Genomic DNA, 15,922 nt, shown 5'->3' with positions numbered 1-15,922 from the left:
CACCGGCATCACCACGGACTTCACCAGCGGGCTTCCGGCCAGGATGGACACGGGCACCCCTGAGTCCTCACGAGGGAGAACGATCGTGCGCCGTACCTTCGCCGGCCTCGCGGGCGTTCCGGACATCGGCCTGAGCCCCGAGGAGATCTCCGCGCTGTCGGAGAGCCGCTCACCGGCTCCCTGGGCGGTACGGGCCCGTGCCCTGTGCTGGGCACGCCGCCCCGACGCCTCGGCGCGCCGGGCCATCGAGGCGGTGGTGCCGGAGCCCGTCCGCGCGAACGCCACACCCGAACTGGTGGTGGGCGCACTGATCCACTACGAGTCGACACCGGTCGGCCCCTACGACGAGATCACCGCGGTGGTCGTCCACCGGCGGGCCGGCACCCTGTTCGCCACCGTCCCCTTCATGGCGGTCGACTCGCCGGCCGGCCTGGTCGCCGGACGTGAGAACTGGGCCCTGCCCAAGACGCCGGCGGAGTTCGAGGACCTGGGCCGCCCGCACGGCGAACAGGAACTGAGCGGAACCGTCCACGACATGAACCGGGCAGTGGCGGGCCCCGGATGGCGCATCGAGGTCGAGACGACCACCGGCCGGATCCCGCTTCCGGTGTACGTCCCACCTGTGCTGCCGCTGCTCCAACTCGGCCCCGGCGGAGAGCCGTTCATCTTCCGTGCGAGCGCGCACGGCCGAGGCCGCCGCGCCCGGCTGAGCGTCCGCGTCGACGCACCCCCGGCACTGCGTGACTGGTTCCCGGCCGGACGTCGCACCGGAGTGCTTCTGACCGACCTGCACATCCGCCTTCCCGCACCCACCCGCTCGACCGGTGAAGCGGGCCGGGCAGCCCGCCGCCGGTGAAGGGGCCCGCCGTTCAGGCATGTTCCCCCCCCATTTCCCGGCAGGTGCGCTGGAGAGTTGAGGGCGCGGCCGCTCCGTGAACCGACTCGACACACCTCAACTGGGCTTCCCGAAGCGAGCAGTTGGGTACCTGCGGCGCCGCCGTGCCCTGTCGAACCTTGCGGCCTGCTCAGCCGCTGGGCGTACGCAGGGCCAGCATGGCGACGTCGTCGTCGTTGTCGGTCGGGCGGACCTGCTCCAGCAGGGAGTCGCAGAAGGAGTCCAGCGGGCGGTGCGCGAGAGCGGCGGCATGCCGGCGCAGCCGGTCGAGACCGTGGTCGATGGAGCGGTGCGGGGTCTCCACCAGACCGTCGGTGTAGAGCAGGAGCGTGGACCGCGGCGGCAGGACGGTGATCGCGTCGGGGCGGGCTCTGGTGAGCCCGGTCCCGAGCAGTATGCCGTGGGCATCGTCGAGATAGCGGGTCTGGCCGTCATGGCCGACCAGCAGCGGGGGCGGGTGGCCGGCGTTCGTCCAGTGCAGCGCCCACAGCCCGTCGTCACGTCGGGCGAGGGTCGCGAGGATCATGGTGGCCATGGGGACTTCGGCGATGTGCCGTACGGCCTCGTCGAGTTGGGTGACGATGGCACTGGGGACGCTGTCGGGCTGTGACCACGCGAAGGCGCGCAGCATGTTGCGTACCTGGGCCATTCCGGCCGCGGCGTCGAGATCGTGCCCGACGACGTCGCCGATGACGAGCGCGTGGGCGCTGTCGGCCAGCGTGAAGGCGTCGTACCAGTCGCCGCCGACGGAGGAGGCGTGTGGAGCGGGCACGTAGCGTGCCGTCATCTCCACTCCCGGAACGGTGGGGAGCTGCGGCAGCAGGTGCCGCTGCATGGTCTCGGCGACCTTGCGCTGGCGCTCGTAGAGGCGGGCGTTGTCCAGCGCCAGCCCCGCCCGGCGGGTGAGGTCCTCCAGGAGCGGCAGGTCGCCCGCGGTGAAGGCGCCGGGTCGCTGGGAGCGGCCCAGCGTGAGGGCGCCCAGCACGTCACGCAAACCCCGGATGGGCGCGATGGCGGCGGAGTGCATGCCGGTCTCGGTGAACAGGCGCTGCTGCTCGACCGCGATGCCCGAGTCGGGCGGACCCTGGTAGGTGGACGGTCCGGCGAGGGAGGAGGCCGCGCCGCGCAGAGCCCGGGACAGTGGCATAGGGGAGAGCTCAGGGACGGGAGGCATGGGGCCCTGCAGGTCGTCGCGCTGGACCAGGATGCCGTCCTTGTGCTCCATCACCAGGGCGCGCCGCACCTCGTCCCGGTCGGTGAGCAGGTCGAAGATCGCCCAGTCCGCCAGCCGGGGCACGGTCAGGGCCGCCAGGCGGTGCAGGGCCTCGTCGATGTCCAAGGTGGATGTGAGCTGGGTGGTCGTCTCCGCCAGCAGGGCCAGGCGGTCGAGTTCCGTCAGGGGCGCGGAGATCCCCTCGGCGCCCTGCGACGGTCCTTCACGCTGTACGCCGTGCAGCAACACGAGGGCGCCTGCCCTGCCCGAATCGAGTGAATAGGGTGTGACCATCCAGGACAACCCGATGAGTGTCCCGTCCCCGCGCTCGAACCACTCGGTGTCACCCTGCTCGGTGCGCCGGGTGAGCAGAGCGTTCCTCATCGCGCAGCGCGTACGGGGCATCGCGTGCCCATGGCAGTCCCGGTGCAGCAGGTCGTGGGAATCCTGGCCGACCAGGTCCTCGGCGCTGCGGCCCAGTACGTCTTGTGCCGCGCGGTTGGCAGCGAGCATCAGGCCGTCGTCATCGACGAGGACGGCGGCCGCGTGCATGTCCTCCAGCATCGTCCCGGGCAGGGCACCGCAACGCTCCTGGTGCCCGGGCACGGGGGAACCGCCCGTGTCGGCATCGGCGACGTCCATGACCCTCCTCGGTGATTACAGACCTACCCGAGTTCCCCACAAGCCCAGATTGCATGCCCATGGTGACCGCTGTCTCGCGAGGGGTCTACCCGTGATCACCCAGCGTGACGAAACCGGTGGTGACAGCTGCTATCTGTCACCACCGGCCCATACGGCTCAGTCCAGGTCGCTGCTGTCCACGTAGCCCGAGCCGACGAGCACGGACTTGTAGTTGCTCTTGTCGATGCTCACCGGCTGCAGGAGGTACGCGGGGACGACCTTGCGGCCGTTGTGGTACGTCTCCTCGTCGGTGATGGCGGGCTTCTTGTCGTGCAGTACGGCGTTGACCATGTAGGACGTGATGAGCGCCAGCTTGCGGGTGTCCTTGTAGACGGTCTGGGACTGTTCACCCGCCTTGATCGACTTGATGGAGGGAATCTCGGCGTCCTGCCCGGTCACCAGGGGGAGAGGTTTGCCCGCGGTGCCGTAACCGTGCCTCTTGAGCGCGCGGATGACACCGAGCGACATACCGTCGTACGGGGACAGGACGGCGTCGATACGCTTTCCCGCGTAGTCCGCGTCGAGGATTCTGTTCATTCTCTTCTCTGCCAGCACGCCGTCCCAGCGGCGGGTGGTGACTTCATCGAGGTCGGTCTCACCGGACCTGACGATGAGGTCGCCCTGTGCGATGTAGGGCTTGAGGATGTCCATCGCGGCCTTGAAGAAGAAGCGGGTGTTGTTGTCGTCCGAGGACCCGGCGAAGAGCTCGACGGTGAACGGGCCCTTGCCGGTGCCGTTGACCAGGCCGAGTCGTTCGGCGATGAAGAGGGCCTGCTGCTCCCCGACTTCCTCGTTGTCGAAGGACGCGTAGTAGTCGACGTTCTCGGTGTCCAGTATGAGCCGGTCGTAGGAGATCACGGGTATGTGAGCGTCGCGCGCCTTGTCCAGCACGCCCTTGAAGGCGTGGCCGTCGACCGACGCGATGACGAGTGCGTCGACTCCCTCGGAAATCATGTCCTCCACCTGCGAGACCTGGGTCTTGGGGTCGTCGTCGGCGTATTTCAGCGTGGACTTGTAGCCGAACACCTTGAGGTTCTTGACCATGTCCTGGCCGTCGTTGATCCATCGCTCGGACGTCTTGGTGGGCATGGCGATGCCGATGTTGACGGTGCCGTCGTCTCCTTCGCCGGTGCTGTCGCCGCATGCGGAGAGGGAGAGGGCCAGGACGGTGGAAAGGGCCGCAGCTACGGTGGTGCGGGCGCGCATGCTCATCGTTCCTCACGGGGGTGACTGACGGTCAGCGGGGCTCATGAGCCGTGAAAGGGAGGCCGGATGTCCTCGCCCGTTTCCGCTGCGTCGGGGAGGCTTTGCGGAGGGGGCCACAGGCGTATGACGCCATGACGGATTCCGCCGTGCGTCATCGCCCGTGCCGGAAGCCGACCCTATCTCGACGTGCGGCAACCGGATACTGTTTCTTCACGAAAGCAGCATCAGAAGTGAGTTGCGAAGACGACCGCATCAACTGGTTGTCGAGTCAAGGCTGTTCAGGCCCTGAGAGTTCGTAACACGATCTTGTTGAGGCGTCCTGGTCGGGCGTGACCGGTATGACTTTTCGGTCGTTCGTCAGTTGTGGGTACTCGACCGTGGATCGTGGACGACGACTTATGGGCTCTGATCGAACCGCTGCTGCCGCCCTGGCCGCAGAAGGGGCCGGGCCCTCGCCCGGTCGCTGACCGACGGTGTCTGCAGGGCATCCTGTACGTCCTTTACAACGACATCGCCTGGCAACTCCTGCCCCCTGAGCTGGGGTTCGGCTCGGGGCAGACCTGCTGGCGGCGCCTGGACAGATGGCAGAAGGCCGGTGTCTTCGACCAGCTGCACCGAATCCTCCTTGCAGAACTGCACGCGGCCGGCGCACTCGACTGGTCACGGGCGTGCGTGGACGGCTCCCACATCCGCGCGAAAAGGGGGGCGCCAAAACCGGTCCGTCGCCGGTCGACCGGCGGAAGACGGGCAGCAAGCACCACCTGATCTGCGACGGCCGCGGCACCCCGCTCAAGGTCATCACCACTGCCGCGAACGTCAACGACGTCACCCAGACCCTCGCCCTCGTCGACGGCATCCCGCCCGTCGCAGGGCGTCCCGGCCGACCGCGACAACGCCCCGTGGCCCTCCTGGGTGACAAGGGCTACGACTCGAACCCGAACCGGGCCGCACTCCGCCAGCGAAAGATTCTGCCCGTCATCTCCCGAAAGGGCGCACCCAACATCAAGGGCATGGGCAAACTCCGCTACGTCGTCGAGCAGACCTTCGCACTCCTCCACCAGTTCAAGCGTCTCGCCGTGCGCTGGGAACGCAGGCCCGAACTCCACGACGCCTTCGTCTCCTTGGCCTGCGGTCTCATCTGCTGGCGACGACTCAAGAAGACAGCCGGACCGTGATCGCAGGAACTCCCATGGCAGCAAATCGCCTTGGGAGCTCAGGCACTTCCCACCCCGGCTTCACCGGCGCGAGCTACCCTCCTGGAAGCGTCGGCACTCGCCCACGCGCAGGCAGTCATCCGGAGCGGTCATGCCAACTGAAGGCCCAGGCAAGACAGCAGCGTGGGCGAAGGTCCTCGCTGCGTTCGTTCTCCTTGTCCTCATGCCCCTGGCGATCTGGTTCATGGTCTCCTTCCAGGGCTCTGGCGCCTTTCCATGGTGAGTGCGACCGCCACACCTCCGAGCTACCTCGACGGGCTGTGACCTCGCTCAGCCACTCCTGAAGACATGATCGTGTTACGAGTTCTGATGATGTTCGAAATGACGAACAGGGCGGCGCTGTCGTCCTGTTCGCAACCGCACCGCACCAACAATTCCACGCCGGCCGTTTCGCGCCGTATTTCCCGAGGCCGACAAGGGCTGGCCGGCCCCGCACCCACCGCTTCCGCTTCCGCTTCCGCGGACGACGGCCGTGCCGGTACCGCCGGGCCACTCGTCCCGCACCGGTCACGTTGTCAGTGGCGCCGGATACGCTCCGACCTGGAGGTCGGACGGAGATCGTGAGGGACTCGCGGCCATGGGGGGTGGGTCGGACAGGCCCCGGCAGCGGCTCGGGCCTGGAGATGTGATGCCGCGTATCCCCCCCCACATCTCCGGGTGGGCGAAGAGCGCGATCGTCCTCCCGGCGGCAGGTGATGCGCTGCTCAGAGGAAGGCGAGGGCGGGGCTGAGGGCCCCTGGCATGTGATGGTCGGTCTCGCCCTCCCGAAGGGCCTGAGCCTGCCCATGAGGTCCAGCGTGTACGAGAGAATCTCCTGGTGACTGTATCTATCGACCGTAGCCGGTCCCTTGAGGAGCTTGAGCGTGACCGCTGGCCGGCGCCCCTACCAGACGCCACCCGTCTCATGGCGACGGCCCACGCCCTGCGGAGCCGGCCGGTCGGGACTCTGACCGTTGAGGACCTACGCCTGCTGATCGGGCAGAACATCGGGCTGACGGTGCTGCTCCCGCTCGCAGTGGAGGTGCTTCACGACAACCCGCTGGCCGAAGGTCATATGGGCGAGGGTGACTTGCTGCGAGCAGTTCTGACCAGGGCCCCGGCGGTCTGGAGCGTTCACCGGGACCTCGCGAGCCAACTGACCCACATCGTGGACGGCCTCTCCGACCTCCCGCCATACCTGCGAAACGCGGTCGAGAGGTTCGCGGATGTCGTCTCTCAAAACCGGCGCTGAACGGAGCGCAAGCGGTCCGGTTACCGCTTGGCTGTGGTGACAGGCGGCGGCAGACTGGAGGCATGTGGCGGATGGTCTCGACGAGCGCCCCGCGGCATCGGACGCTGGACGGCAAAATGTCGTCCCCTCGCCATCCGCGTCTTTACTGGCGGACGACGCACCGTATCTCGGCGGGGCAGTGCCTCCGTAGTCTCCGCCTGGTATGCGATATCCGCCAGTGCAGTTGTAAGAATTCGAGTGACGATCGCGGAGTATCCGGACCGGTGACGTCTTGATATGCGCGGGAACTTACAGTGACCATTTGGATCTCGATTTTTCGAGAGTAACTTGTGTGTATGAAGGCGACTGGGAGTGGGGACAATCAGTCCCGTGATTCCGCGGGCTTGTGTTCCACGGCGACTCAGGAGCCGCGGCGTCGGCCGACCGGACCGGTCGAGGGCGACGCTCGGGACCCGCCCGAGGGGAGAGCCCTCGGCTCCCGGGCCCCGGCGCGGATCAAGCGCTCGAAGGTGCTGCACACGGTCTGGAAGGTCGGCGTCTTCTTCGTCGGCCTGGCCGTGGTAGGCGCAGGCATCGTGCTGTTGCCGTTGCCCGGGCCGGGTTGGCTGGTGATCTTCGCCGGCGTCGGTGTCTGGGCAACGGAATTCGTCTGGGCCCAACTCTTGTTGCGGTGGGTCAAACGGAAGATCACCAACGCCGCCCGGAAAGCCCTGGACCCGGCGGTGCGGCGCAGGAACCTGCTCATCACGGCACTCGTGGTGGTCCTTCTCGCCGCGGCGATATCCCTGTGGGTGTGGAGATTCGGGTTCTTCGTCATGCTGTAGAGGTGCGGACGTCCGGTTCGGAGAGCCGAGAAACTGGGGCGGCCACGCGCAACAGCGGATTCCGGGGACTCCGGCGACCATGCTCAAGGCTGCTGTTGCCTCACGGAGACTGAGTTCGTTCGGCCCTGGGCGACAAGCGTAGTTGAGGTGTATGCCATGCGACCTGCGTTGAGGTCCCTGAAACTCGCGATGAGGCGCCTGCGCGCGGCGATCGACCTCGCGCCGGTCGTCAGGTCCCTACGCTGTGCCGGCGATGCCTTCCAGTACGGCTACGGCTGGTCGGCCTACGCAGCTGATCCCCGTCTCTACAGCTGGCCCGGCACGATGTGCGCCACGCCTCTCGAGCCCGGCGCCGACCCCGCACGCGGCGTGGTCCCGTCCCAGTTGCCCATCCCGAGGCAGCGGCATTCTCTTGAGACGGTCAACTGACCCGCTGCCACCGGCGCCGTGCTGGAACGGCGCTTCGCTCACGGCTGTTGATGTGGCACGGAACCCTGCTCGCCGTCGTCGCCGCCCGCCGCGGCGAGGGCCCTGTTCCTGCGGACCGACGACCAGAACGACCAGCCGATCAGCACCACGCCGACGAGACCGGTGATCACCTCATTGATCTCGTACTGAATGGTGACGAGCAGGATGATCGACAGCGCGCCGATGGCGTAGTGCGCGCCGTGCTCCAGGTACACGTAGTCGTCCAGCGTGCCTTGGCGGACCAGGTACACGGTGAGTGACCGTACGTACATGGCGCCGATCCCGAGACCGAGGGCCATCAGCACGATCTCGTTGGTGATGGCGAACGCGCCGATGACGCCGTCGAAGGAGAAGGAGGCGTCGAGCACTTCCAGATACAGGAACATGAAGAACGCGGCCTTGCCCGCGAGGACGACTGCGGATGCCGGCTTCCCGGCCCGGGCAGCCTCTTCCTCCTCCTCGTGCTCGCGTTCTTCCTGTTCCTCCAGCCTGTTCTCGAAGAAGCCGGAGAGCCCTCCGACGACGAGGTACGTGATCAGGCCCGCCACGCCGGCGAGCAGGACGGTCTCCGCCTTGTCGGCATGACCGGCGTGCTGGTGCGCCCGCGTGGCGAAGGTGAGTGCGGTGGCCAGCAGAACGATCAATGCGACACAGATGGACAGCATGTCGACCTTGCCGAGCTTGGCGGCCGGCCGCTCGATCCAGCGCAGCCACTGGATGTCACGGTCCTCCAGGATGAAGTCGAGGAAGATCATCAACAGGAACATGCCACCGAAGGCGGCGATCGCCGGATGGGCGTCCGTCACCAGCTCCTTGTACCTGTCGGGGTCGTTGAACGACAGGTCGATGGCTTCGATGGGCCCGAGCTGCGCGCTGATGGCGACGATGACGACGGGGAAGATCAGCCGCATACCGAAGACGGCGATGAGCACGCCGACCGTCAGGAAGATCTTCTGCCAGAAGGCACTCATCTTCTTGAGGATTCCGGCGTTGATCACTGCGTTGTCGAATGACAGCGAGATTTCCAGGACCGCCAGGATCGCGACGATGCCGAAAGCCTGCCAACCGTCGTAGAAGACTGCCGCGACCAGACCGAGGACGGTGATCGCGAGCGACCAACCGAAGGTTCTCAGAAGCACTGGTCTTCCTTTCATGAAGACGGCTTGCGGCCATTCAGGCGGGGGTCCCTCGTGCCGGGGGGCTTACGGCACCACCGCCCAGGAAGTCTAGATCTACGGCTACAAATCGGTCGCTCACCGACACTCGGAGCGACCGCCCCGCCGCCTGGTGGCGCCGGGAGCCAGGAGGCGTCGAAGGCCACGTCAACAACCCGCTATACGGGACGGGGACACCGATGGCCGCCGCACCGCTCAGCCGACGCCGGCCGTCAGTGCGCCGGATTCCGCACACGGATGCCTTCCGTCCTGTCCAGGAATTCACGACCATGCCCAGGCGGTGAAATGAGCGGCGAAATGAGCGGCGCTGCGACGGTGCAGCGACGGTGGGACACTGGTGCGTATCGGCGAGGTCTGGCCTTCCCGAAATTCTCGCGGCCGTCCCTACGGAAAATGTGTGCGGGCGGGTGAGGGGCGAACAGCGCCCCTCCCACGCGGACAGGTGAATCCGCGGGAGCACAGGATCTCGTACGTATGCCCAGGGAGAGTTCGCCCCACCAGCACTCGCGGAGGCGTCCTTGCACTCCGACCGACACGGCGCCGAGTCGGGCGAAACGGTGCCCGACCCGCCCACGGAGCCCGAACGACGTCGCGTGGCGGTGAAAGCCTGGCTGCAGCCGGCGCTCATCGGCCTGACCGTCCTGGCGGCCTTCATCGCCGCCTACATCGGCCTTCAGCGGGACCCGCAGCCCCACGGTCTTCCGGTCGCGGTGGCAGGCACCCGGCTCGCCCACGAGGTGGGTGACGCGTGGGGTCCCAGCGCACACATCGTCGGGGTCGCCGACCCGGCTGCCGGGCGACGGGCGCTCGATCGCCGCGAGGTCGTGGCTTCGCTGAGTCAGGGAGCCGGGAATGCCGGCGACGCCTTGCATCTCGAAGTCGCTGGAGCCAATGGGCAGTCAACCACCGCCATCGCCACGGGCCTTGTCCGCACGTACGCAAAGGAGACCGGTCAGCGCCTGACCGTCGCCGATGTCATCCCACTGGTCAAATTCGATGCCCGAGGCCTCGCGGGCTTCTACCTGTCCTTCGGCGTCACCCTCGCGGGCTTCGTGGTCGGGCAAAGCGTGCTCGGGCTCACCAAGACGTTGCCCCAACGGCACCGTTTCGTCCTCATCATCGTCTTCTCCGCAGCCGCGGGTCTCCTCGCCGCGGTCCTGGCGGGACCCGTGTTCGGTGCCGTCCCGGCCCCTGTCCTGCCGCTGGCCATCACCTTGGCGCTCCTGGCGGCTGCCGCGGCCTTCACCACCCAGATGCTCGGCACCTATCTCGGCCCGATCGGCGTGCCTGTGGCCACGATCATCCTGTTGACCTTGGGCAACGCCACGAGCGGCGCCGTCATCGGCGCCAGGCTCCTGCCGGGCGCGGCACGCTACATCTCGCCCGTGCTGCCTCCCGGCGCAGCTGTCCGCGCCGTCGGCAACCTCAGCTACTTCAGGGGCACTCCGATGCTCATGCCGATGATCACGCTCGCCATCTGGGCGGTCGGAGCCGCCCTGTTGGTGGCGGTCAAACCGAAGTTGTCCCGAACTCGGGGACCGGCTTGAGCATGGTGCGTGCTGCCGTGCGTACCGCCGACCGAACGTGACGACTCGCGGCATACGGCGAACGCCCGGGCGCCGTGCGGTGTGTCAGGGGCGGCCCCATCCCCGACGGACGTCGCTGGAGCGGCGCGGGTGACCCCCGCGTACCATCGAACGCGACTCCCGTTGGAATCCTGCGTACCTGCTCACCCACCGCAGCCGACTAGACAGCAGAACACCCTTGAACACCACGTCGATTCGTCTGGTCGAGCCCTCTGACGGCCCCGTGCTGGCGGACTTGCTCGCCCGGGACAAGCAGGCGTATGTGCGTTGGCTGCCCGCGAGGCCCACAGAGTTCTACACGCCTGACGGCCAAGCTTCGGTCATCGCCTCCCTGCTGGCCTCTCACACACAAGGGCTCGCATGGCCCGGAGTCGTCGTCTCCGAGGGCAATGTCATCGGACAGGTCACCATCAGCTCCATCCTGCGCGGCCCGTTCCAGAAGGGGTTCCTCGGCTACTGGGTCTCTTCCCTCCATCAAGGGCTCGGGCACATCGGCCGTGCGGTCGGCCTCGCCCTGCGGGTCGCCGAGGACGAACTCGACCTGCATCGCCTGGAAGCGCACACCCAGTTGGAGAACCTCGCCTCACAGGCGATCCTCCGCAAGCACGGATTCCGCGCCTGGGGCATCGCCCACGAACACTTCTACGCCGACGGTGCCTGGCGCGACGAGATGTTCTGGGAGAGGAACCTGACCGGCGGGACTCCTTCCTAGTCAGAGGGCGGTCCCCGTCCGGGGGCGGTCCGATCCTCAGAACGCCTTTGCCCACGAAGGTGCGGGCGGCGGCTCATGGAGGGACGGCAGCGCCGCTGCGATCACGCATTCGGTGGCCGCCGTGCACCCGTCCCGAAGCAGGCGCACCCTTGAGGTACGGACGCAGCTCGGAGGTGCGCGATGGCCTATCACGAGGGGAGCCCGTGGCGGGAGCCGCGGACGACGCCCCCATCCAAAGGCCGGGTCCTGCTCGGCTGCCTCGTAGCCCTTGCTCTCGTCGTCGTGCTCGCCATTCTGGAGATCGAGGCGGCGGCGATCATCGTGGGGCTGGCCCTGATCAGCGGATTCATCCTGGTCATCGGGACGAAGGTCAGCCGGCGTCGTAGTCCGTAGTCCTCGGCTGTCGCTCACGGGGCCGCGCGGGGGAGTGACGTCATGCCCTCCGCTGCGAGTTCGACAGGACGGGGTTGCGCGTGGCCGGCCCTGCCGCCCTTGAGAGCCCCGGGACGCCGCAGCGCACGTAAGTGAGGCTCCCCGCGCTTGGACGGCGCTGCAACCGCCCCTCTCAGCCGAACCGTAGGACGCGTGGTGCGAAGGTGCCCTCAGGACCGTCGGCGCGCCCCACCGACCACACCGTGGTCGTGCCAGGCACCGGCGCCAGGCGGAGGACCCGGGAGCCACCCTCTCCGGACACCTCGGGTTCCTGGTACTCGGTGAACGAATCCCCGTTCCGGGCAAGGAACGCAGGCCCAGGAACAAGCGGGGGATAGCTGCCGGCCGGGCCCCATTTCTGCGAGCCGGCCACCGAGACCCAGCCCAGCGTGCCGGACGGGGTGGGCGCAAGTGAGCTGATCGAACCGAAGTCGGTGGGCACCGGCACCTTGCTCCACGCCTGCCCGTCCCAGCGGGCCAGCAGCGGCGGAATCGGCTTCCCCACGGGGCCGCCGACGAATCCGGCCGTGCCACCGGCCCAGACCTCCGTCGGCGAGACCGCGAGCACGCTACTCACGGCCGACCGCGGAAACGCGTCCACGACCGTCTGCTGCCACGCCTGACCGTCCCAGTGGGACACGACCGCGCCCGAGTCGGCGGCGCCCGCGACCCAGACGTCGTCGGCCGCCAGGATGTGGAGGCCGGACACGGAGCCCGGCGGCACTGGGACGTCACGCCAGCCGCGGCCGTCCCAGCGCAGCAGCACCTGCGCGCCGGCGCGGGAACCGATGAGCCAGGTCTCACCGCCTCCGGCGACGGCCCTGGTCAGTACGACACCGCGCGGCGGCCGGCTCTCCGACCATGTCTGGCCGTCGAAGCGGAGCAGGCGGCCGCCACCCGTCGAGTCACGGCCGACCGCCCAGCCGGAGGTGGGCGAGGTCGCGGCGACGGACAACAGCTCGCCCTGCCAGCCGACGCCGGGCAGGCTCTGGCGCTGCCAGGCGGTTCCGTTCCACCGCAGGACGAGAGGGAAGCCCGGAGCCTCACGGCCGACGGCGTCGGCTCCCACCGCCCACGCCCGGTCCGGGGAGAAGGCCACGGCTTCGTTCATCCCGGCCTGCGGGCGTACCTCCGGCGGGACCGGAACGTGCTGCCAGGACGGCGTCTCCGTCGCGAGCGAGACGGAGGCCCCAGCGGGAGAGAGGAGGGCCAAGGCGGTCATGGCGGCGGTGAGAGCCGTGACGAGAAATCGGCGTGCCATGTCAGCCTCCCAGCCGCTCACTCATCAGGTTCGGTTTCGAGCCGTAGATCTCGACGGTTCCGAAGGACAGCAATGAGGGTCCGCCGGCCGCCAGCGCACGTGGCTTCACGTCGATGGCGTTCGCGCGTTCCGGTCCGTAGGAGAAGGTGGTGCGGAGGCCGTCCACCCGCGCGTACTTCGACTGGAACGCGCGGTCGCTGCGTACGGGCAGCCACAGCGTGCCGTCCGGGCCGCGCACCATGCCCTCGGTATAGGTGTCGCCCAGTGGGGGATGCGTGGTGCGCCAGGCGTGCCCGTTCCAGGTCATCAGGTAGGTACGGGCCGCACCGTCGACGTACTGGCTGCCGCCGATCGTGACGCGTCCGGAGGGTTCGACCAGGATCGTGTGGACGTTGCTGTCCGGCGGGAGCGGTACCTTCGCGTCCCGCCACTTCACCCCGTCCGAGCGCAGGACGGCGGGGCCGGTGCTGGTGTCCGCCCATGCCCAGACGTCGCTGGCGGTGCGAGCGGTGACGCCCATCAGGTACAGGACGCCGTCCGGGGTGGACTGAGTGGTCCAGCGGGACCCGTCGTAGTGCAGGACCTTGAGACCGGTCTCGTCCTCGCCGACCACCCACGCGGCGCCCGGTACGGCGGCGAAGTCCTGGTAGGTCCACAAGGTGGTCGGCAAGGGGACGGCACTCCAGTCCTCGGCGGACCGGCGCAGGATTTCGCCGGCACCGGCAAGGTTGTGGAAGATCCACGTCTCCTCGCCGACGAACTGGACCTTTCCGAGCCAGCCCGGTTCACCGGCGCCGGGGAACGTCGTGTCGCGGCTCCATGCCGTGCCGTCCCACCGGTACAACATCGGCCGCAGTCCATCGGCAGCGTGTTCGTAGCCGGTCGCCCACGCCTCGCCGGGCCCGCGAGCGGCGAGATCGGACACGGTCACCGGCGGGACGGCCGCGGGCACGGGCAGCGCAGACCAACTCGGTGTCACGGCCGAGGCCGGCGAAGCCACCACGGCACACGCGAGGACGAAGGCGACGATGACCGTACGGAGACCCTTCACGAGACCTCCCTGGGACGCGAGGGTCGCTCAGCCTAGAGGCGTCCACCACAAGTGAACAGACGGAACACGGCCTGTCAGTTGTCTCGGTTCGGAGAGGCGAGCGACCGAGCCGACGTCTACGAAGATTCCTCGAAAGAATCCCGGGGCGAGCCCTCCCAACGCCACGGCGAAGAACCACCCGAGGACATGCTCCCCACTCATACTCGCAACCGACAGCCAGGCTCGGGGTATCTGTCTAGGACTCTCATCCGTGGTACGTGACCTTTACCAGCAGGATGTCCGGGGTGAGGGCGTCGATGTAGCGGTTGACGGTCTCGGCGTATCGGTGGTCGTGATCCGAACTCGGTTCCAGCCACGTGCCATCCAAGGTAAGGAAGCCGCCGAACCGAGCCAGACTTGCGTATGCCCGCCGACGCGAGAAGACCTCCCGCCCGACTCCGAAGTCGCCAACTGCCCTTTGTCCGAAACGCGATTGCAGCGCGGCGTCGCCGAGCACGGCTCGCATGACGGGCTGAGCCGCATACCGGTGCCAGGCAGGTCCTGGACGACGGCGCGTCGCCTCGGGTTCCTCGTCAATGAGGTCGCTGAGGCTACGGGCCGAGGGAAAGTTCGAGGAGAATTCCTGCCACTCGCGCCACAGCGCATCTGCCTTCGAATCCGCCCGGGATCGCTGTCCATCGATGTCCAGCACGCCCACCGGCCCTCCGGAGCAACGGCCCGGCGGAATGATGTGCGTAGAACGCGCCCGCGTAGGTTCATATTCAAGGATCACGCGCGGGTCGTCCGCGAACTCGGGCTTCAACCAGAACTCGCTTCCTGCGGCACCCATGCACCATGAATCCCAGTGGCCTGGCGTAGCGTCCTCACTCGGTCCGTCGTAATCGAAGGGCGCGAGGGCTTCGGCGATCGCCTGACGTGCCGCGCCTGGTGGGAGGGAAGGCAGACAGACGGTCAGCTCCTCTCTGGCCACAGTGAGTCCCATTCGTCGTGCCTCGTGAATTGAGCTACGCCTGAACGTCATCTGAGGACGCAGCATCACCGAATGCAACCGGACTGCGCCTGCCGCTGTCGACCGTATTTGTGCTCATGACCGGCTGGCGTGAGTACGTATCAAGGGCCCAGGTGCCGCAAACCGGGCGCATCCGGAAAAGGGTGGAGGCGGCTGAAGTATTCGGTGCCGAGGATTTGGGCGCGGGTGGCCTCGTCGAGGCGGGACAGCAGTGCGGGCAGCGGTCGTTCGTCTGCGAGCTGGCTGCGGTGGGAGAGGATCGCGGCCCACTTCTGATCGAGCCAGGCGCTTACGTCCACGGTTGCGCTCGCGTGCTCGTCGGGCACGCTCAGCATCGTCTTGCCGACCTTTTGCAGGAGTGGCCGCAGAGCGCCGATTCCGTATTGGGGATGGGTTGCCGCGTAGAGGGTGCTGACCCGACACGGCGGCCCGGCCTCGGGATGGAGATCAGCGAGAGCGGCGGCCTCCACCGCAAGGAGCGTCACCTGGTGGGTGCGCCGATGGTCCGGGTGACCGGTGAGCTGACCCAAGGCATCGTGGGTCACGACGGCGGTGGGTCGGAACTGCCTGATCTGCATCACCACTTGACCGATGGCCTCGTCCAGGTCGAGGTCGCACCACCGGGGCCGTCCGGGTGCCGAGTCCTCGGCGCGGGCGTCGGCGTAACCGAGCATCCGCGGCGTGCCCGCGCCCAGGACGGCGAGCGCATCGGCCAGTTCGGCGGCCCTCGGGGTGTCCGGCGCCCAGGTCGCGGTGACGACCGCCGTACGGGAACCGGAAGCCGCGTGCCGGGCGAGCACACCGCCGGCCAGCAGGCTCTCGTCGTCGGGGTGCGCGAACACCCCGAGGATGGAAGGGAGTTCCGGATCCGGATACGGCAACGCGGGTGGGGTCACGGAGGGTCCCTTCTCACGGCTGGGGTGGGGTGGGGCCAGTGGTCGCGCCGCGGGCCCGGAGGCGAGGG

General features: G+C 68.0%; 14 protein-coding genes. 7 read left to right on the top strand and 7 right to left on the bottom strand.

Annotated elements, in window-relative coordinates; translation table 11 throughout:
* Positions 1–85: 85 nt before the first annotated feature.
* On the top strand, positions 86–856 hold the full coding sequence (locus ACZ4VA_RS05490; RefSeq protein ID WP_468079944.1) for an acetoacetate decarboxylase family protein: 771 nt from the start codon (positions 86–88) through the stop codon (positions 854–856).
* 169 nt (positions 857–1,025) lie between these two features.
* Here ACZ4VA_RS05490 and ACZ4VA_RS05485 read toward each other — a convergent pair whose 3' ends face one another.
* A complete protein-coding gene (locus tag ACZ4VA_RS05485) occupies positions 1,026–2,750 on the bottom strand; it encodes a SpoIIE family protein phosphatase (RefSeq protein ID WP_468079942.1) in 1,725 nt (574 codons plus the stop codon).
* Between the two features lie 156 nt (positions 2,751–2,906).
* Complete coding sequence (gene chvE / locus ACZ4VA_RS05480; RefSeq protein WP_356170639.1) at positions 2,907–3,995, bottom strand: multiple monosaccharide ABC transporter substrate-binding protein; 1,089 nt, start codon at positions 3,993–3,995, stop codon at positions 2,907–2,909.
* 381 nt (positions 3,996–4,376) lie between these two features.
* Here chvE and ACZ4VA_RS05475 point away from each other — a divergent pair.
* From ACZ4VA_RS05475 to ACZ4VA_RS05465, 3 genes are all read left to right on the top strand, one after another.
* Positions 4,377–5,170, top strand: a protein-coding gene (locus ACZ4VA_RS05475) for an IS5 family transposase (protein WP_452925465.1) whose coding sequence is annotated in 2 segments (ribosomal slippage) — positions 4,377–4,692 and positions 4,692–5,170 — 795 coding nt in all. Because the reading frame shifts where the segments join, the coding sequence is not laid out codon by codon here.
* A gap of 856 nt (positions 5,171–6,026) precedes the next feature.
* Positions 6,027–6,440: a contact-dependent growth inhibition system immunity protein gene (locus ACZ4VA_RS05470; RefSeq protein WP_468079940.1), complete on the top strand. Its 414-nt coding sequence runs from the start codon at positions 6,027–6,029 to the stop codon at positions 6,438–6,440.
* 335 nt (positions 6,441–6,775) lie between these two features.
* Positions 6,776–7,264 (top strand): TIGR02611 family protein, encoded by a 489-nt coding sequence (locus ACZ4VA_RS05465; RefSeq protein WP_356170645.1) that lies wholly within the window; start codon positions 6,776–6,778, stop codon positions 7,262–7,264.
* Between the two features lie 467 nt (positions 7,265–7,731).
* On the opposite strand, the gene ACZ4VA_RS05460 is transcribed toward ACZ4VA_RS05465, so the two are convergent.
* The gene (locus tag ACZ4VA_RS05460; RefSeq protein WP_389389808.1) at positions 7,732–8,871 is read right to left on the bottom strand and encodes a DUF475 domain-containing protein; all 1,140 of its coding nucleotides are present in this window, start codon (positions 8,869–8,871) and stop codon (positions 7,732–7,734) included.
* 554 nt (positions 8,872–9,425) lie between these two features.
* Between ACZ4VA_RS05460 and ACZ4VA_RS05455 the strand changes: the two genes are divergently transcribed.
* From ACZ4VA_RS05455 to ACZ4VA_RS05445, 3 genes are all read left to right on the top strand, one after another.
* A complete protein-coding gene (locus ACZ4VA_RS05455) occupies positions 9,426–10,454 on the top strand; it encodes a hypothetical protein (protein WP_468079937.1) in 1,029 nt (342 codons plus the stop codon).
* A gap of 217 nt (positions 10,455–10,671) precedes the next feature.
* A complete protein-coding gene (locus tag ACZ4VA_RS05450) occupies positions 10,672–11,205 on the top strand; it encodes a GNAT family N-acetyltransferase (RefSeq protein WP_468079935.1) in 534 nt (177 codons plus the stop codon).
* A 180-nt stretch (positions 11,206–11,385) separates the two neighbouring features.
* Complete coding sequence (locus ACZ4VA_RS05445; protein WP_356170657.1) at positions 11,386–11,598, top strand: hypothetical protein; 213 nt, start codon at positions 11,386–11,388, stop codon at positions 11,596–11,598.
* Positions 11,599–11,770: 172 nt separating this feature from the next.
* Here the strand turns inward: ACZ4VA_RS05445 and ACZ4VA_RS05440 are convergent, their stop codons facing one another.
* From ACZ4VA_RS05440 to ACZ4VA_RS05425, 4 genes are all read right to left on the bottom strand, one after another.
* Entirely contained in the window at positions 11,771–12,898 is a 1,128-nt protein-coding gene (locus tag ACZ4VA_RS05440) for a beta propeller repeat protein (protein WP_468079932.1), read from the bottom strand.
* Position 12,899: 1 nt separating this feature from the next.
* The gene (locus ACZ4VA_RS05435) at positions 12,900–13,949 is read right to left on the bottom strand and encodes a hypothetical protein (RefSeq protein WP_468079930.1); all 1,050 of its coding nucleotides are present in this window, start codon (positions 13,947–13,949) and stop codon (positions 12,900–12,902) included.
* A gap of 244 nt (positions 13,950–14,193) precedes the next feature.
* Complete coding sequence (locus tag ACZ4VA_RS05430; RefSeq protein ID WP_468079928.1) at positions 14,194–14,919, bottom strand: hypothetical protein; 726 nt, start codon at positions 14,917–14,919, stop codon at positions 14,194–14,196.
* Positions 14,920–15,059: 140 nt separating this feature from the next.
* Complete coding sequence (locus ACZ4VA_RS05425; RefSeq protein WP_356170669.1) at positions 15,060–15,854, bottom strand: PIG-L deacetylase family protein; 795 nt, start codon at positions 15,852–15,854, stop codon at positions 15,060–15,062.
* Between the last annotated feature and the right edge of the window lie 68 nt (positions 15,855–15,922).

Source organism: Streptomyces sp. NPDC028308 (assembly GCF_055565855.1).
This window is presented reverse-complemented; position numbering and strand designations above follow the sequence as displayed.